23 protein-coding genes are annotated in these 17,412 nt (G+C 57.3%); 22 read left to right on the forward strand and 1 reads right to left on the reverse strand.

The window, feature by feature from the left end:
• Positions 1–56: 56 nt before the first annotated feature.
• A complete protein-coding gene (locus QDX22_RS11430) occupies positions 57–782 on the forward strand; it encodes a hypothetical protein (RefSeq protein ID WP_148707486.1) in 726 nt (241 codons plus the stop codon).
• A 490-nt stretch (positions 783–1,272) separates the two neighbouring features.
• Complete coding sequence (locus QDX22_RS11435) at positions 1,273–2,013, forward strand: hypothetical protein (RefSeq protein WP_279723924.1); 741 nt, start codon at positions 1,273–1,275, stop codon at positions 2,011–2,013.
• Positions 2,014–2,022: 9 nt separating this feature from the next.
• Here QDX22_RS11435 and QDX22_RS11440 read toward each other — a convergent pair whose 3' ends face one another.
• The gene (locus QDX22_RS11440) at positions 2,023–3,204 is read right to left on the reverse strand and encodes a lipid II:glycine glycyltransferase FemX (protein WP_279717870.1); all 1,182 of its coding nucleotides are present in this window, start codon (positions 3,202–3,204) and stop codon (positions 2,023–2,025) included.
• Positions 3,205–3,323: 119 nt separating this feature from the next.
• Here QDX22_RS11440 and QDX22_RS11445 point away from each other — a divergent pair, with 119 nt between their 5' ends.
• The 20 genes from QDX22_RS11445 to rpsH all read left to right on the forward strand — a co-directional run bounded on the left by QDX22_RS11445 (position 3,324) and on the right by rpsH (position 17,412).
• Positions 3,324–4,604 carry a carboxylate--amine ligase gene (locus tag QDX22_RS11445; protein ID WP_279717871.1) on the forward strand — a complete coding sequence of 427 codons (1,281 nt, stop codon included), beginning with the start codon at positions 3,324–3,326 and terminating at the stop codon, positions 4,602–4,604.
• A 275-nt stretch (positions 4,605–4,879) separates the two neighbouring features.
• The gene (gene rpsL, locus QDX22_RS11450) at positions 4,880–5,254 is read left to right on the forward strand and encodes a 30S ribosomal protein S12 (RefSeq protein WP_110097933.1); all 375 of its coding nucleotides are present in this window, start codon (positions 4,880–4,882) and stop codon (positions 5,252–5,254) included.
• The gene (rpsG, locus tag QDX22_RS11455) at positions 5,254–5,724 is read left to right on the forward strand and encodes a 30S ribosomal protein S7 (protein ID WP_279717872.1); all 471 of its coding nucleotides are present in this window, start codon (positions 5,254–5,256) and stop codon (positions 5,722–5,724) included. Before rpsL ends, rpsG begins: the two co-directional genes overlap by 1 nt.
• 120 nt (positions 5,725–5,844) lie before the next feature.
• Positions 5,845–7,959 (forward strand): elongation factor G, encoded by a 2,115-nt coding sequence (gene fusA / locus QDX22_RS11460; RefSeq protein WP_110097931.1) that lies wholly within the window; start codon positions 5,845–5,847, stop codon positions 7,957–7,959.
• Between the two features lie 305 nt (positions 7,960–8,264).
• Complete coding sequence (gene tuf, locus QDX22_RS11465) at positions 8,265–9,455, forward strand: elongation factor Tu (RefSeq protein ID WP_110097930.1); 1,191 nt, start codon at positions 8,265–8,267, stop codon at positions 9,453–9,455.
• Positions 9,456–9,914: 459 nt separating this feature from the next.
• Entirely contained in the window at positions 9,915–10,223 is a 309-nt protein-coding gene (gene rpsJ, locus QDX22_RS11470; RefSeq protein WP_110097929.1) for a 30S ribosomal protein S10, read from the forward strand.
• 23 nt (positions 10,224–10,246) lie between these two features.
• Positions 10,247–10,897 (forward strand): 50S ribosomal protein L3, encoded by a 651-nt coding sequence (rplC, locus tag QDX22_RS11475; RefSeq protein ID WP_110097928.1) that lies wholly within the window; start codon positions 10,247–10,249, stop codon positions 10,895–10,897.
• Between the two features lie 4 nt (positions 10,898–10,901).
• Positions 10,902–11,528, forward strand: coding sequence for a 50S ribosomal protein L4 (gene rplD, locus QDX22_RS11480; RefSeq protein WP_279695995.1), 627 nt, complete (start codon positions 10,902–10,904; stop codon positions 11,526–11,528).
• Positions 11,525–11,830 (forward strand): 50S ribosomal protein L23, encoded by a 306-nt coding sequence (gene rplW, locus QDX22_RS11485; protein WP_110097926.1) that lies wholly within the window; start codon positions 11,525–11,527, stop codon positions 11,828–11,830. Before rplD ends, rplW begins: the two co-directional genes overlap by 4 nt.
• A gap of 31 nt (positions 11,831–11,861) precedes the next feature.
• Entirely contained in the window at positions 11,862–12,701 is an 840-nt protein-coding gene (gene rplB / locus QDX22_RS11490; RefSeq protein WP_279717873.1) for a 50S ribosomal protein L2, read from the forward strand.
• 15 nt (positions 12,702–12,716) lie between these two features.
• Positions 12,717–12,995: a 30S ribosomal protein S19 gene (rpsS, locus tag QDX22_RS11495; protein WP_110097924.1), complete on the forward strand. Its 279-nt coding sequence runs from the start codon at positions 12,717–12,719 to the stop codon at positions 12,993–12,995.
• 34 nt (positions 12,996–13,029) lie between these two features.
• Entirely contained in the window at positions 13,030–13,398 is a 369-nt protein-coding gene (gene rplV, locus QDX22_RS11500) for a 50S ribosomal protein L22 (RefSeq protein ID WP_110097923.1), read from the forward strand.
• Positions 13,399–14,184 (forward strand): 30S ribosomal protein S3, encoded by a 786-nt coding sequence (gene rpsC / locus QDX22_RS11505; protein WP_110097922.1) that lies wholly within the window; start codon positions 13,399–13,401, stop codon positions 14,182–14,184. It abuts the gene before it with no gap.
• On the forward strand, positions 14,184–14,600 hold the full coding sequence (gene rplP, locus QDX22_RS11510; protein ID WP_110097921.1) for a 50S ribosomal protein L16: 417 nt from the start codon (positions 14,184–14,186) through the stop codon (positions 14,598–14,600). Before rpsC ends, rplP begins: the two co-directional genes overlap by 1 nt.
• Before the next feature lie 2 nt (positions 14,601–14,602).
• Positions 14,603–14,908: a 50S ribosomal protein L29 gene (gene rpmC, locus QDX22_RS11515; protein ID WP_110097920.1), complete on the forward strand. Its 306-nt coding sequence runs from the start codon at positions 14,603–14,605 to the stop codon at positions 14,906–14,908.
• Entirely contained in the window at positions 14,905–15,198 is a 294-nt protein-coding gene (rpsQ, locus tag QDX22_RS11520; protein WP_279717874.1) for a 30S ribosomal protein S17, read from the forward strand. The genes rpmC and rpsQ overlap by 4 nt, the downstream gene beginning before the upstream one ends.
• 441 nt (positions 15,199–15,639) lie before the next feature.
• Positions 15,640–16,008, forward strand: coding sequence for a 50S ribosomal protein L14 (rplN, locus tag QDX22_RS11525; protein WP_110097919.1), 369 nt, complete (start codon positions 15,640–15,642; stop codon positions 16,006–16,008).
• Between the two features lie 4 nt (positions 16,009–16,012).
• A complete protein-coding gene (gene rplX / locus QDX22_RS11530; protein ID WP_110097918.1) occupies positions 16,013–16,354 on the forward strand; it encodes a 50S ribosomal protein L24 in 342 nt (113 codons plus the stop codon).
• The gene (gene rplE / locus QDX22_RS11535) at positions 16,354–16,941 is read left to right on the forward strand and encodes a 50S ribosomal protein L5 (RefSeq protein WP_110100633.1); all 588 of its coding nucleotides are present in this window, start codon (positions 16,354–16,356) and stop codon (positions 16,939–16,941) included. The genes rplX and rplE overlap by 1 nt, the downstream gene beginning before the upstream one ends.
• A gap of 72 nt (positions 16,942–17,013) precedes the next feature.
• A complete protein-coding gene (rpsH, locus tag QDX22_RS11540; RefSeq protein WP_110097916.1) occupies positions 17,014–17,412 on the forward strand; it encodes a 30S ribosomal protein S8 in 399 nt (132 codons plus the stop codon).

The raw sequence follows: 17,412 nt of genomic DNA on the forward strand, positions 1-17,412 counted from the left end.
AGCCGGAAATTGAGAGTCTGGAAGATACCGACTTTAGTTCGATTAGTTTTCAATTTGTGGGTTATTCGGATACCGATGACTCAGAAGAGAAGACATTCGTCGATGGCACGGTGGAGGCGGGAGATCCACAGTTTCCAGTTACCTACGAGCTCGGAGAGGTGATTCATCAGGATCTCAATGGGGACGGCATCGTCGACGCAGCCGTGGAAATTGAACGTTATGAGGGCAATAGTTACGACGGTCGGTGGTACATGTGGATTGCCACGGAAGACGGTCCGGAACAGTCGCCCCTCCCGTTCGCCCGGTCCGGAAATTGCGGTGATCAGGTCGAATCCGTGACTGCTACGAATGACGGACTTGAAGTGCATGAGCACTTACGCGCTAAGGAAGACGATGTCTCCTGCGCAGAGCATGGCTTGCACGAACGAACTCGCACTATCGCCGCAGACTATTTTGATCTAGCAGGCGCGTGGTGGCCTGTGCAAGTGGCACCTGTTATCGGGTACGGCGGAATTTGTTCTCTGACGGGAGACGAAGGAATGACGGCTCCGGTCGATATTGCGCATGTAAATCCGTACAAAGAAAGCGCATCGATAGCTGAGACTAATGCTGAGACGCACCCTGAGCTCACGATATTGTTTCCGTTCGGTGAGGGGGATGGCAGTGATCGCAAAATCGACGGTGAATGGTGGGCAATCGGGGGCATCTTCGATGGTTCACAGGTTCTCGGGTGTGGCTGGGTCGCCTACGAAGACTTGCCGATCGGTATTCGGTTTGGCTAGACGGGAATTTCTCGCGGTGTCCCGAAACACTGAACGTGTTGCTCATGGTTCGTTAACAGGTCGGTCCCCGCACTAACTGTGGGGTTTATCGTGGAGCTGATGCTGAAACCAGTCAACTGAATTTTCTCCGCGTCCGTCCCGCCACGGACACGGCTTCAGCTAGCTCAGACCAATAGTTACTCCAAGGTTACTGCGGGTGAAGTGACGTGGCCCGATGATGGGATTCGAGATCACTGGCTGGTCGTGGGAACAGTACACGAGGGGCGGGTCGGCAGGTAGGCTGAGTGTTATGTATCTCATGCGCTCACCGAGAAATCGCAACATCACGACGTACTTTATCGGCAGTATCGTCCTTGCTTTGATGTTGACTGCCTGCGGGGGCGCGGGTTCCCCTGAGTCTTCCTCCGCCTCGTCCACGCCTTAGAACGAGGAATCTGAGGAGCAGACCGAAGCAAAAATTGAGGGTTTGGAAGATACCGATTTCACCTCGATGAGTTTTCACTTTTCCGGCTATGTGCCTGGAGCAGACACGACGGAGTTGACCCTTAACGAGGCTAAGCTGACCGAGGCCGAGCAGGAACTATCTCACCTACCCTATTCTTATGAACTCGGTGAAGTGATCCGTGAAGACCTCAACGGGAACGGTATCGTGGATGCGGGCGTGGAAATTGAGCGTTATCAAGGCAACGCTTACGACATCAGGTGGTACATGTGGATCGCTACAGAGGATGGACCGGAGCAGTCCCCTGTACCTTTCGCACGAAGCGCACATTGTGGAGACGTGGTTGCGGACGTGACCCCGGTAGACGGGGGCTTGGAGGTCCACGAGTTTCTGCGGTATCCAAGCGATGAAGCTCCCTGCTCGGATCCGGGATCGGGGGAGCAAACCCGTGTTGTTCGTGCCGAATATGTGGAAGGACTCCACGAGTGGTGGCCTGTCCGGACTGACCCTTATCCCGCATTTGGTGGAGTCTGTCACGCTCCCCGTGGCGAGGAAGGATATCCGGTCTCGACTCACCATACCTACCTAGTCCCGGACGAAAAGAGCGCACCACTATCCGAGCGGGACCCCACGTTAGACGAGTTCCCGGAAGGGCCCAATGAGACCATGGTGCTGGGTAGCTACGATCCGAGCAGACCGCAGGACAAGTTATGGCCGGGATGGGTGGGTGTCGTGATTAAAGGAGATCGAGATAACCTTGGGTGCGCTTGGGCCCCGGTCGGGGACTAACGCAGTGAGCTAACCACGACGGTTCATATAGAAGTTGAACCCGTTGGCCAGCAACTTGTTGAGTGGCAAATCCCATTCACCCAAAGTCTGGTGCACATCAGCGCCCATAGTGGTTTTGAACCGGCTCAGACCAGCCAAGGGGTGTTCTTTATCCAAAGTTGGTGAGATCCCGCCGAGATCGTACCAGCGACAGCCCGCCTCTAACGACAGTTTAATCTGTTCCAATTGCAAAGCACGAGGTGCGTAGCGTTTGGATTCGGCCCGTGACGAGGCGCCATAGACGTACCAACCGGTATCTCGTTGCTGGACGTAAATAGCCGAAGCCAGTAGCTGATCCTCGTATTCTGCCAGTAGCACCTTGAAGTCTGAGACTTCAGACTCGCCCAGCGCCGTGGCCATGCGCTCGAAGTACTCCTGCGGCCTGCCCGAGAATCCATCCCGTTCGGCGGTTTCTTCAAAAAGTTGCTGCCAGCGATCGAGAGCTTCCGCTCCCGTAGCGGTGATTTTCAACTCCGAGCGCGTGGATTTACGGGTCTGTCGACGCGAAGTGCTGTCCATTCGTGACAGGACCTGCTCGACCGCTTCCTGAAAACCTTCAGATTCTCGGTCGTTACGCTCTGCTTCTGACAGCTCAGGCAACGGTATCCGGGCTTGGAACTGGGCCTGGCCGGCCTGGAAATCCGCGGTAATCTTCGGGCGGGACCAGCCCTGGTCGTCGAGCAATCGGGTCATCTCCACGACCTGATCGTTCTCGGAGTCGGCATCCAGCTCTGTGACAAGAGTTTCGTCGCCTTTGGATAGTGTCGAACGAACGGTATGTGCACTCCACGACCGTTCCGAGAACGGCAATCCCATCCGAATGAGGAACGCGCCTTGAGAACGCAGGTAGGGGACCAGCGGTTCCAGAATGTCGCCGAGGGCAACGGTGTCAGCAGAGAATACCGGACCATCGGCGAGATAAGCCAACGACTTTGTGCGGAGTAACGGCGCTGGAATACCCCGATACAGCACGAGGGAGGCGGCCACAAGTTCGTCACCGCGGTACCAGCCTAGTGACTGTCCTCTCCACCCTGTCTTCACCTGGGGCCAGCGCGGGTTTTGCAGAAAAGACGCGCTTGGTTGGGAGGCTAGGAACTGTTCGTGCGTGGAGGTTGAGATGTCAGTAATCCGGAGGTCCTGTCGTGAAGTCACATCGCTAACCTACCGTATCGATCTGAACAAGTGGCTCCTCGGATCGCTCCACTCAAGGAATCAAGTCCGATCGGCTGGGGGAGTGCCCTTGCTCGTGCTGTTGCTATAGTCTGGCGTTTATGAGCTCGAAAATTAGCGCGGAGCAGCCCGTTGTCCCGGTGATCACCGGAGGTGATTTGGGGGCCTATAGTCTCGCCCGGGAATATCACGAACGCTTCGGCTGGATGTCTGCGGTGGTGCCAACCGGGCAGAACCTGATTGTTGGAGGAAGCAAACTCACCGAGCTCTACCCGGCCGGTCCCATGTTCGACCCAGAGACGGTAACAGCGCACGTAGAACAGGTTGCTCGTTCGGTCAATGCTCACACCCCGGATCGGCCCTTGGTGCTCCACAGCGGATACGATCATCTGGTTCGCATTGTGGCCCAAAAAGCAGACAGGTTGCGCGACGCTGGCTACGTGTTCCCCGCCGTCACTGTCGAACAACTCGACCGTGCGGCGCTCAAAGATCATTTTTATGCGCTCTGTCGGACATACTCTGTGCCCTACCCGCGTACCTTGATCTATGACTCCCATGCGGCAGCTGAGCAGACCACAAGTTCTGATGATTTCCTCAATTCCTTTCACGGCGCACGACTGTCGTATCCGGTAGTGCTCAAAGCCGATGATGGCGGCCAATGGGCCTCCACACGTTTCGAAGGGCGCCGTAAGGTCCACTACATCGATAACGACGCGAACCTCAAAGAGGTTCTTGACAAGGCAACTGACGCTGGGTATCGAGGAGGGCTCATTGTCCAGGAGTTCATTCCAGGGCCTGACTCCCAGCTACGCATCCTGACGATGTACCGCAACGCAGACGGAAACATCACCTTGTCGGGGCTCGGCGAAGTCATCGTGGAAGATCATGCTGTGGGACTAGAAGGCAATGCCCGCGCGGTGATTGCTGTACCGGATAACCCCCTTCATCACCACGGTGCGAAAATTCTCGACAGCCTTGACTGGCACGGCTTCGCCATGTTTGATATCAAGGTCCATCCCACCACGGGGGAACCGATGTTCTTAGAAATGAACCCTCGGCTAGGACGTCATCACTACTACCTCACCGCGGCCGGACGTAACCCCGTGGATTTCTACTTGGGAGATCTGCTCGGCGACTTTGATGAACCAGCACCGGCACATGTTGAGCACCTCGCGTTGTCAACGACGATCCCGCTTTCGGTTGCCCAACGCTACGCCAACGACCAGCAACGCCACTACATCTCTGAGCTCAAAAAGTCTGGACAGGTCTACACTCCGCTTCAGTATCGGCAGGATAAAAACTTCAAGCGCGACCTGTATCAGAAGTACCGACTGTATAAAGCTGCCGAAGAAGTACAACACCGGCCCGGCAGTATGAACTAGCCCTACGGACCACGAACAGTCTCAGTTCCCATTCTGGTGCTAGACCTGGTACTATAAGATCGATTGTTTCCAGTGTGGCAATAGGACACAGTCCGGGTTGCGGGGTTCTTGCGCAACAAATGCCACCTTTTTGCACGCCCAAACACTTTTTGAGTTTCGGGTAGCGAGAAATAAACCACGGACTTCGGTCCAGACCGTCCTCGAGTTCACCTCCCGTTCATGAGCTGGGTGCGTGACGGGGCGGTCGACCGAGATCATACATAACGGAGAATAGTTTGCCTACAATTCAGCAGCTGGTCCGTAAGGGCCGCACCCCCAAGTCCAAGCGGGTGGGCGCTCCTGCCCTGGAGGGCCGCCCGATGCGTCGTGGCGTGTGCACTCGTGTGTACACCACGACCCCGAAGAAGCCGAACTCTGCACTACGTAAAGTTGCACGTGTGCGTCTCGCCGGCGGTATCGAAGTCACCGCCTACATCCCCGGTGAGGGCCACAACCTGCAGGAACACTCCATCGTGCTGGTGCGCGGTGGTGGTGTGAAGGACCTGCCCGGTGTTCGTTACAAGATCGTGCGTGGCGCACTGGACACCCAGGGTGTCAAGGATCGCAACCAAGCACGTAGCCGTTACGGTGCAAAGAAGGAGAAGAAGTAATGCCACGTAAAGGACCTGCTCCTAAGCGCCCGCTGGTCGTTGATCCGGTGTACGGCTCCCCGCTGGTCACCCAGCTGATCAACAAGGTGCTGATCGATGGTAAGAAGTCCACCGCAGAGCGCATTGTCTACGGTGCACTGGACGGTACCCGCGATAAAGGCGGCGACGATCCCGTTGCAACGTTGAAGAAAGCTCTGGACAACATCCGTCCGGCTCTGGAAGTTCGTTCCCGCCGCGTCGGTGGTGCAACCTACCAGGTGCCGGTTGAGGTCAAGCCCGGTCGTGCGACCGCGCTGGCCCTGCGTTGGTTGGTGGGCTTCTCCAAGGTGCGCCGTGAGAAGACCATGACCGAGCGCCTGACCAATGAAATCTTGGACGCTTCCAACGGCCTGGGTGCTGCAGTGAAGCGTCGCGAGGACGTGCACAAGATGGCCGAAGCCAACAATGCCTTCGCACACTACCGCTGGTAAGCCAGCATCCCGAGATCCGACCATAACTACAGATCACGAGATAACCAACGGCCAGGTTTGGGCAGACACCGCAGAACGGTCAGTTCCTGAACTTCCGGTCACAACCCCAAGGGAGACACTGTGGCACAAGACGTGCTGACTGACCTCAAGAAGGTTCGAAACATCGGCATCATGGCCCACATCGATGCCGGCAAGACCACGACCACCGAGCGTATCTTGTTCTACACGGGTGTGAACCACAAATTGGGCGAAACCCACGATGGTGCGTCCACCACCGACTGGATGGAACAGGAAAAAGAGCGCGGTATCACCATTACCTCCGCGGCTGTAACCTCCTTCTGGGAAGGTCACCAGATCAACATCATCGACACCCCGGGACACGTGGACTTCACCGTTGAGGTGGAACGCTCCTTGCGCGTGCTCGACGGTGCCGTTGCTGTGTTCGACGCAAAGGAAGGTGTGGAGCCTCAGTCTGAGACCGTTTGGCGCCAGGCCGATAAGTACGGCGTCCCACGCATTTGCTTCGTCAACAAGATGGACAAGCTCGGTGCAGACTTCTATCACACCGTCGACACCATCGTGAACCGCCTGCAGGCCAAGCCACTGGTCATGCAGCTGCCGATCGGTGCTGAGAGTGATTTCGTGGGTGTTGTTGACCTGGTCACCATGAAGGCCTACGTCTGGGAAGGTGACGCCAAGGGTGACGTGACCTTGGGTGCGTCCTATGAAACCCAGGAGATTCCGGCTGAGCTCCAGGAGCGCGCCGAGGAATACCGCAACGAACTGGTGGAGTCTGTTGCTGAGTCCTCCGAGGAGCTGATGGAGAAGTACCTCGAGAACGGAGAGCTGAGCGAAGAGGACATCAAGGCCGGCGTCCGCGCCATGGCTGTCAACGACGAGGCCTACCCCGTGTTCTGTGGCTCGGCCTTCAAAAACCGTGGAGTTCAGCCGTTGCTGGACGCCGTGGTTGACTACCTGCCGGCACCATTCGACGTCGGCGCTGTCCACGGCTACGAGGTCGGTGACGAGTCTGTCGAACTGACCCGTGAACCCAGCACCGACGCGCCGTTCTCTGCTCTGGCCTTCAAGATCGCGGCTCACCCGTTCTTCGGTACCCTGACCTACATCCGCGTCTACTCCGGTACCATCTCCCAGGGTGACACCATCCTGAACGCTACCAAGGGCAAGCAGGAGCGCATTGGCAAGCTCTTCCAGATGCACGCCAATAAAGAGAACCCCGTTGAGCAAGCTCAGGCAGGCCACATCTACGCTGTGGTGGGTCTGAAAGACACCACCACCGGTGACACTCTGTCTGCCAAGTCCGATCCGATCATTCTGGAATCAATGGAGTTCCCCGAGCCAGTGATCTCCGTGGCTATCGAGCCCGCATCCAAGGGTGACCAGGAGAAGCTCTCCACCGCTATTCAGCGTCTGGTCGCTGAGGACCCGACCTTCACGGTCAACCACAACGAGGAAACCGGCCAGACCGAAATCGGCGGTATGGGCGAGTTGCACCTCGACGTGTTTGTGGATCGCATGAAGCGTGAGTTCAAAGTGGAAGCAACCGTGGGTAAGCCGCAGGTAGCCTACCGCGAAACAATCCGCAAGAAGGTCGAAAACGTGGAATACACCCACAAAAAGCAGACCGGTGGCTCCGGTCAGTTCGCGAAGGTCATCGTCACCTTCGAACCGATGGAAACCTCCGAAGGTGAGATCTACGAGTTCGACAACGCCGTCACCGGTGGTCGGGTTCCCCGCGAATACATCCCCTCGGTGGACCAGGGTATTCAGGAAGCTATGCAGTTCGGTGTGCTGGCCGGCTACCCGATGGTCGGCATCAAGGCTACCCTCGAGGATGGCGCCTATCACGATGTGGACTCCTCGGAAATGGCCTTCAAACTGGCTGGCTCGCAGGTCTTCAAAGAAGGTGTCCGTCGAGCTAAGCCGGTGTTGCTGGAGCCACTGATGGCCGTTGAAGTCCGCACTCCGGAAGAATACATGGGTGATGTGATCGGTGACTTGAACTCCCGCCGTGGCACCATCGGTTCGATGGAAGACGCTCAGGGTGTGAAGGTCATCAACGCACAGGTACCGCTGTCCGAGATGTTCGGCTACATCGGCGACCTGCGGTCCAAGACTCAAGGTCGCGCTGTGTACACCATGACCTTCGACTCCTACGGTGAAGTGCCACAGACTGTCTCGGAAGAGATCATCCAGAAGCACTCAGGCCAGTAAGAGTCATCGGTACCGGAAATATCCGGTAAAATCACTCTGAAACAACTTGGGATCGGAGGGGTGGAGAACAGACGCTTCACCCCACCGGTCACACAGCCTCGACCACACTCCGGAGGGACGGGGCTAGACAGGACTTTTGGTCCGGTCCGCCTGCTCGGCCGAGTAGGCCTCAAGCGACGGGCGCCGGTCCTGATATCCGGGGAATTTAGAAAAGAAAAATCTGACGCGTAGACTGTAGAAAAGTCAGACCGCACATCAAGCGGCTGCCATGTCCTTCTCCAGTCGAACAGTTCTAGGAGGAATCTGTGTCGAAGGCAAAGTTCGAGCGGACGAAGCCGCACGTCAACATTGGTACTATCGGCCACGTTGACCACGGTAAGACCACTCTCACCGCAGCTATCTCGAAGGTACTGCACGGTAAGTACCCTGACCTCAACGAGGCACGTAACTACGACGAGATTGACGGTGCTCCTGAAGAGCGCCAGCGTGGTATTACCATTAACGTCTCCCACATCGAGTACGAGACCGAAGCACGTCACTACGCACACGTTGACGCCCCGGGCCACGCCGACTACATCAAGAACATGATTACCGGTGCTGCCCAGATGGACGGTGCGATCCTCGTGGTTGCTGCCACCGATGGCCCGATGGCTCAGACCCGCGAGCACGTGCTGCTGGCTCGCCAGGTTGGCGTTCCCGCTTTGCTGGTTGCATTGAACAAGTGCGACATGGTTGATGATGAAGAGCTGCTTGAGCTCGTTGAAATGGAAGTTCGTGAACTGCTGAGCTCGCAGGACTTCGATGGCGACGAGGCTCCTGTGATCCGCACCTCCGGCTACATGGCTCTGCAGGGCGACGAGAAGTGGGTCAAGTCCGTTGAAGAACTGATGGACGCTGTTGACACCTACATTCCGGACCCCGTTCGCGATAAGGACAAGCCGTTCCTGATGCCGATCGAGGACGTCTTCACCATTACCGGTCGCGGTACCGTGGTGACCGGTCGCGCCGAGCGCGGTACTCTGGCTATCAACTCTGAGGTTGAAATCGTCGGTATCCGCGAAATCCAGAAGACCACCGTCACTGGTATCGAGATGTTCCACAAGCAGCTCGACGAAGCATGGGCAGGCGAGAACTGTGGTCTGTTGTTGCGTGGTCTGAAGCGTGAAGACGTTGAGCGTGGTCAGGTTGTTGCTGAGCCGGGGTCGATTACCCCGCACACCCAGTTCGAGGGTAACGTCTACATTCTCTCCAAGGACGAGGGTGGCCGTCACAACCCCTTCTACTCCAACTACCGTCCGCAGTTCTACTTCCGCACCACTGACGTTACTGGCGTCATCACCCTGCCGGAAGGTACTGAGATGGTTATGCCTGGCGATACCACTGAGATGTCAGTCGAGCTCATCCAGCCGATCGCTATGGAAGAGGGCCTCGGCTTCGCTATCCGTGAGGGTGGTCGCACCGTTGGTTCCGGTCGTGTGACCAAAATCGTCAAGTAAGACCTCTGACTGAGTTCGGGCTGAGCTCAGCCTGAGGCTCGTCGACAGGGCCCCGTTACCGAGATGTCTCGGAGGCGGGGCCCTGTTGTGTGTCGAGGTCTCGTGGCAATAACGTGATCTTGCCAATAACGAGACTCGAGGATTCGCGTTGCGCGCCAAAACATGTCATACTAGATAAGTTGCTCAGCATGGACGAGCGAATCATCGTGTCTGAATCGGTATTCGCCCCGTGAGCAGAATTCCCTCCCTCTCCTCGAGCGTAGTGTTCCGACATAGATTTCGACACGCCCGAGCGCGTGGATGGGAGCCCTTCAGGAGCGAGGAACCCGAAGTTTTCGGATTTGTTGCTGGAGGTGGAATAAGCGAAGACGGTCGATGAGGCGCAATTGTCTGGTCCATGGCCGTTGAATCGCACACAGGGACAGGTACGGACAACAAGGACGAAAGAGGCAAGACGCCATGGCGGGACAGAAAATCCGCATCCGTCTGAAGTCTTACGATCACGAGGTGATTGACACTTCAGCACGGAAGATCGTAGATACGGTCATACGCGCAGGCGCTCAGGTAGTGGGCCCGGTGCCGCTACCAACTGAGAAGAACGTTTACTGCGTGATCCGTTCTCCGCACAAGTACAAGGACAGTCGCGAGCATTTTGAAATGCGCACTCATAAGCGGCTGATCGACATCGTAGACCCGACTCCGAAGGCCGTCGACTCGCTGATGCGTTTGGACCTGCCCGCGGACGTCAATATTGAAATCAAGCTTTAGGCTAGGGAGGTGCTGAGAGAACTATGACCGCTAACCGTCAAACAAAAGGTTTGCTGGGCACGAAGCTCGGCATGACCCAGGTCTGGGACGAGGAGAACAACCTTGTTCCGGTGACCGTGGTTCAGGCAGAGCCCAACGTGGTTTCGCAGCTTCGCACTGAAGAATCAGATGGCTACACCGCTGTTCAACTGGCCTACGGTCAGATTGATCCCCGTAAGGTAACCAAGCCACTGACCGGCCACTTCGAGAAGGCAGGCGTCACCCCGCGTCGCCATGTGGTCGAGATCCGTACCACTGATGTCGCTGAGTACACGCTGGGCCAGGACGTCACCGTTGAACAGTTTGAAGCTGGTCAAAAGGTTGACGTGACCGCTAACTCTAAGGGTAAAGGCTTCGCCGGTGCCATGAAGCGTCACGGCTTCGCCGGTGTGGCCGCATCCCACGGTCAGCACAAGAACCACCGTAAACCCGGTTCGGTCGGTGGTGCTTCCACCCCGGGCCGCGTCTTCAAAGGCCAGCGCCTGCCCGGCCGTATGGGCAATAAGCGCACTACCACTCAGAACCTTACTCTGCACGCTATCGATGCAGAGAACAACCTGCTGTTGATCAAGGGCGCCATTCCTGGCCCCAAGGGTCGGGTTGTGCTGGTTCGCGATGCAGCGAAGGGAGCATGAGCAGATGGCTGTCAAGAAAGTTACGGTTGATCTGCCGGCCGATATCTTTGGTGCCGAGACGAATGTGCCTCTGATGCACCAGGTCGTCGTCGCACAGCAAGCGGCTGCACGGCAGGGAACTCATAAAACAAAGACTCGCGGCGAAGTATCCGGTGGTGGCCGTAAACCATTCCGCCAGAAGGGTACCGGTCGCGCTCGTCAGGGCTCCAACCGCGAGCCTCAGATGACCGGCGGTGGTATTGTCCACGGCCCGGTGCCGCGGGACTACTCCCAGCGGACCCCCAAGAAAATGAAAGCTGCCGCTCTGCGGTCAGCACTGTCCGACCGTGCTCGTCACGACCGGATTCACGTGCTGGAAGCTCTCGTGACCGAACAGACTCCGTCCACTAAGGCCGCAAAGGCCGCCTTGGAGGAGCTGAATACCGGTCGGAAGAGTTTCCTGGTAGTCATTGATCGCAGTGACGATGTGACTGCCCTGAGCACCCGCAACCTGCAACGAGTCCACACCCTCTACACTGATCAGCTCAACACCTACGACGTGCTGATGAGTGATGATGTGGTCTTTACCAAGCCGGCCTACGAGGCCTTCGTGGCTGCCGCCGGCAGCAACAAGAAGGAGGAGGCCAAATGAGCGGCACCATCAACAAAGACCCGCGCGACGTGATCATTTCTCCCGTCGTCTCGGAAAAGAGCTACGCCGATATGGATGAGGGTCGTTACACCTTCATCGTCGACCCGCGCTCGAATAAGACCGAAATTAAGTTTGCCATCGAAAAGATTTTTGATGTCAAAGTTGATTCGGTCAACACCATGAACCGTCCCGGGAAGCGTCAGCGCACCCGCTTCGGATGGGGTTCGCGCAAAGATACCAAGCGCGCGATCGTCACTCTGAAGGAAGGGACCATTGACATCTTCGGAGGTCCGGCTCTCTAAGCCGGAGACCACTTAATCGAGGAATAAAGATATGGCTATCCGTAAATACAAGCCGGTTACGTCGGGCCAGCGCGGCTCGTCGGTTTCCGACTTTTCAGAAATCACGCGGAGCACGCCCGAGAAATCACTGCTTCGTCCGCTGACGAAGACTGGTGGGCGTAACAGCTCCGGCAAGATCACGACCCGTCACAAGGGCGGCGGTCACAAGCGCCAGTACCGCCTGGTCGATTTCCGTCGCTACGACAAGGATGGCATTCGGGCCAAGGTCGCACACATTGAATATGACCCGAACCGCACTGCCAACATTGCACTGTTGCACTACGTCGACGGCGCGAAGCGCTACATCATTGCTCCGGCCAAGCTGAAGCAGGGTGACATCGTCGAATCGGGTGCGAACGCTGATATCAAGCCGGGTAACAATCTGCCGCTACGCAATATCCCGCTGGGTACTGTGGTGCACGCAGTGGAGCTACGCCCGGGCGGTGGCGCTAAGCTGGCTCGTTCCGCTGGTGCCTCCACCCAGCTGGTGGCTCGCGAGGGCAAGTACGCCCAGTTGCGTCTGCCCTCCGGTGAAATTCGCAACGTTGACGTTCGTTGCCGCGCCACTATCGGTGAAGTCGGCAACGCCGAGCAGATCAACATCTCCTGGGGTAAGGCCGGTCGCATGCGCTGGAAGGGCGTCCGCCCGACTGTTCGCGGTGTTGTGATGAACCCGGTCGACCACCCGCACGGTGGTGGTGAAGGTCGTACCTCCGGTGGTCGTCACCCTGTGAGCCCGTCCGGTCAGAAGGAAGGCCGCACCCGCCGCCCGAATAAGGAAAGCGACAAACTCATTGTTCGTCGTCGTCGTACCGGCAAGAAATCACGATAAGGAGCTGATCTCTCAATGCCACGCAGCCTGAAAAAGGGTCCTTACGTTGATCAGCATCTCTACCTGAAGGTTCTTGCTGAGAACGAAAAGACCAATAAGAACGTTATCCGCACCTGGTCCCGTCGTTCCATGATCGTTCCGGACATGATTGGTCACACCATCGCTGTCCACGACGGTCGGAAGCACGTTCCGGTGTTCATCACCGAAGCCATGGTGGGACACAAGCTCGGAGAGTTCGCACCAACTCGAACCTTCCGCGGCCACTCCAAGGACGACCAGAAGGGCCGCCGCTAAGGCGGGCCCTGCGAGATTCGAAAGAGGATAAGCAATGGAAGCCAAGGCAAGTGCGCGCTACTTGCGCGTGACGCCAATGAAGGCCCGGCGCGTTGTCGACCTTGTTCGTGGTAAGCAAGCGACTGAAGCGCTGGCTATTCTGAAGTTCGCTCAGCAGGGTGCTTCGGAGCCGGTGTATAAGGTTGTTGCCTCCGCGGTGGACAATGCCCGTCAGAAAGCAGACCGTGAAGGTCTGTCCTTCAAAGAAGACGAACTGTTCATCTCCGAAGCTTTCGTAGATGAAGGACCGACCATGAAGCGCTACCAGCCTCGTGCCCAGGGACGCGCTTTCCAGATCAGAAAACGCACCAGCCACGTCACCGTGGTCGTTGCGACCGAAGAAGAGAAGGGTGGGACCAACTAAATGGGTCAGAAAATTAATCCCAATGGATTCCGCCTCGGTATCACCACCGATCACGTCTCCCGTTGGTTCGCTGACTCCAACCAGGAAGGCCAGCGCTACGCCGACTTCGTGAAAGAAGACGTTCGCATTCGTGAACTTCTGTCCGATGGTATGGAGCGTGCTGGCATCGCCAAGGTGGAGATCGAACGCACTCGCGATCGCGTTCGTGTGGACGTCCACACCGCGCGCCCGGGTATCGTCATCGGTCGCCGGGGTGCAGAAGCCGATCGTATTCGTCGGTCGCTGGAAAAGCTGACCGGCAAGCAGATCCAGCTCAACATTCTGGAAGTCAAGAACCCCGAAATGGACGCCCAGCTCGTGGCACAGGGTGTCGCTGAGCAGCTGGCCGCCCGTGTGGCTTTCCGTCGCGCGATGCGTCGTAGCATCCAGTCCGCAATGCGTGCGGGCGCCAAGGGTATCCGTATCCAGTGCTCGGGCCGTCTGGGCGGGGCTGAAATGTCTCGTTCGGAGTTCTACCGTGAAGGTCGCGTGCCTCTGCACACCCTGCGCGCCAACATCGACTTCGGCAAATTCGAAGCGAAGACCACCTTCGGTCGCATTGGTGTGAAGGTCTGGATCTACAAGGGTGACTTGACCGATAAGGAACTGGCTGCAGTCGAGGCTGCCAAGCCGTCCGGTCGTGGTGGACGCGGTGGCGGCCGTGGCCGCAACAACCAGCGTCGTCGTCGCGGCGGGGGACAGGACGCCAAGGCACAGACCGGCGCAACTGAAGGAGGCAACGCCTAATGTTGATCCCACGTCGTGTGAAGTACCGCAAGCAGCACCGTCCCGGTCGTCGTGGTATGGCTAAGGGTGGAACCGAAGTGACCTTCGGTGAGTTTGGTGTCCAAGCTCTGACCCACTCCTACGTCACCAACCGCCAGATCGAGGCAGCTCGTATTGCCATGACCCGCCACATTAAGCGTGGTGGTAAGGTCTGGATCAATATTTTCCCGGACCGTCCGTTGACCAAGAAGCCTGCCGAAGTCCGTATGGGTTCCGGTAAGGGTTCGCCTGAGTACTGGGTTGCAAACGTCAAGCCCGGACGAGTGATGTTCGAACTTTCCGGTGTTTCCGAAGAGGTCGCCCGTGAAGCGTTGACTTTGGCCATCCACAAGTTGCCGATGAAGGCACGTATCGTTCGTCGTGAAGGTGGTGAGTGATCATGGCAGTTGGTTCCAAGGAACTCAACATTGAAGCTCTCGATGGCTTCGATAACGCCCGCCTGACCGAAGAGCTGCAGAAAGCAAAGGCTGAACTGTTCAACCTGCGTTTCCAAGCCGCCACCGGTCAGATCGAAAACACCGGTCGTATCAAGGTCGTCAAGCGCGATATCGCACGGATCTACACCATCCTGCGCGAGCGTGAACTCGGTATTCGCGAGAATGTCGACGTTCCGGCTGATGACGTCAAAGAATCCAAGAAGAAAACCAAGAAGTCCAAGAAGAAGGCTGAGGAGGAGGACAAGTGACCGAATCAACGAACACCGCCGCCACCGAAGCCGCTCCGGAGCGTAACTACCGGAAGACTCTTCGTGGAATCGTGGTTTCCGACAAGATGGATAAGACCATCGTCGTGGAGATCGAGTCCCACAAAAAGCACGCACTGTATGGCAAGATCGTTCGCACCACCAAGCGTGTGAAGGCTCACGATGAGGAGAACACCGCAGGTGTGGGTGACCGCGTCGACTTGATGGTGACCCGCCCGTTGTCTAAGAGCAAGCGCTGGCGGCTGGCTGAGATTGTTGAGCGCGCTCAGTAATCCCAGGCGCACTGAGTAACACAGGCCCACCACTTTTGTGGTGGGCCTGTGTCGTTAACTGAGACTTTGTCACGTGCTTTTCTCAGGACGACGCCAATCGACAGAGAGCGAACTAACACCCGCACCACCATGCCATTAGATTGAAATAGCGCCAGTATGGCGTGTAAGATGAAGAGTCTGTGTGCTCTTGATGGTGAGACCATCCATCTCACGTGCCAAGAACCACAGAACTTTCGCCGAAAATGCCTCGGCCTTGCCCTGCACGTGGATGACGTGAATGAGTGTTCTCGAGCGGTCTGAACAACGTCGAGATTGCTCGTTGTTCGACGCCACGAGCCTCTCAGGGTGAGGGAAAGCAGAAGGCGAAAGCTATCAGTTCACCGTTCGGCTAGGCTCACCCGGTCTTCGGGGGAGAACCAGCACGACGACAGGAGTAATCAAGTGATTCAGCAGGAGTCGCGGCTTAAGGTCGCCGACAATACGGGCGCCAAGGAAATCCTGGCTATCCGTATTCTCGGAGGATCTGGACGCCGCTATGCATCCATCGGCGACGTGATCGTCGCAACCGTAAAAGACGCTATCCCCGGTGGCAACGTCAAGGCTGGAGATGTCGTCAAAGCCGTGGTAGTCCGTGCCAAGAAATCGGTACGCCGCGCTGACGGTTCCTACATCAGCTTCGATGAGAACGCAGCTGTAATTCTCAAGGGTGACCAGGAACCCCGTGGCACTCGTATTTTCGGCCCGGTCGGTCGCGAACTTCGTGACAAGAAGTTCATGCGTATCGTGTCACTGGCACCGGAGGTGATCTAGTCCCATGGCCAAGATCAAGAAAGACGACCTCGTGCAGGTTATTGCAGGCAAGGACAAGGGCAAGCAGGGCAAAGTCCTGCGCGTGTTCCCCAAAGATGAGCGCGTGCTCGTTGAAGGTGTCAACCGCGTGACTAAGCACGTCCGTGCCGGTCAGGGACCCCAGGGCGCTACCGAAGGTGGTATCCAGGTGGTCGAAGCCCCGATGCACATTTCGAATGTTGCCATCGTAGACCCCGAGTCTGGCAAGCCGACCCGCGTTGGCTACCGCTTTGAAGAAGTCGAGAAGAACGGCGAAACCAAGACCGTCAAGGTCCGTTACGCCAAGGCCTCTGGAAAGGAGCTGTGATGACTGAGGTTAGCACCGATACGGCCGCAGCCCCCAAGGTCACCCCGCGTCTGAAGGCCACATACCAGAACGAGATCAAGAAGTCGCTGCAGGACCAGTTTAACTACAGCAACGTGATGCAGGTCCCGGGCCTGACCAAAGTTGTGGTGAACATGGGTGTTGGTGAAGCAGCTCGTGACTCGAAGGTCATCGAAGGTGCCATCAAGGATCTGGCCGCCATCACTGGTCAGAAGCCACAGGTTTCCAAGGCCAAGAAGTCCATCGCGCAGTTTAAGTTGCGTGAAGGTATGCCCATCGGCGCCCATGTGACCATGCGCGGCGACCGCATGTGGGAATTCCTGGACCGTTTGGTCTCGTTTGCTCTGCCACGTATTCGTGACTTCCGTGGTCTGTCCTCCAAGCAGTTCGATGGTAACGGTAACTACACGTTCGGCCTGGCCGAGCAGACCGTGTTCCACGAGATCGATCAGGACAATATCGACCGCGTACGCGGTATGGACATCACCGTCGTGACCACCGCAACGACCGATGACGAAGGCCGTGCGCTGTTGCGCGCTCTGGGCTTCCCATTCAAGAAAGACCAGTAATCTATCTACGCTACAGGTCCCATCCGGTGTACCGGTCCGGGAAACCACAGCGAGAAAGGGCGTGAAGCCCACATGACTATGACCGATCCTGTCGCAGACATGTTGACCCGTCTGCGCAACGCAAATTCGGCCTCACATGACTCGGTATCCATGCCGTCTTCGAAACTGAAGACCCGCCTGGCCGAGATCTTGAAAAACGAAGGCTACATCGATGACTGGGCCGAAGAAGAGGCCCGTGTTGGCAAAACCCTGACCATCCAGCTGAAGTTCGGCCCGCAGCGCGAGCACGCTATTGCTGGCCTGCGCCGTATTTCTAAGCCCGGTCTGCGCGTTTATGCCAAGTCCACCAACCTGCCTCGTGTGTTGGGCGGTTTGGGGATTGCGATCCTGTCAACCTCCTCCGGTCTGCTCACAGACCGTCAGGCGGCTTCCAAAGGTGTAGGTGGGGAAGTCCTCGCCTACGTGTGGTAA

Origin of the sequence: Auritidibacter ignavus (assembly GCF_029853775.1) — a bacterium.
Taxonomy (GTDB): Bacteria; Actinomycetota; Actinomycetes; order Actinomycetales; family Micrococcaceae; genus Auritidibacter; species Auritidibacter ignavus.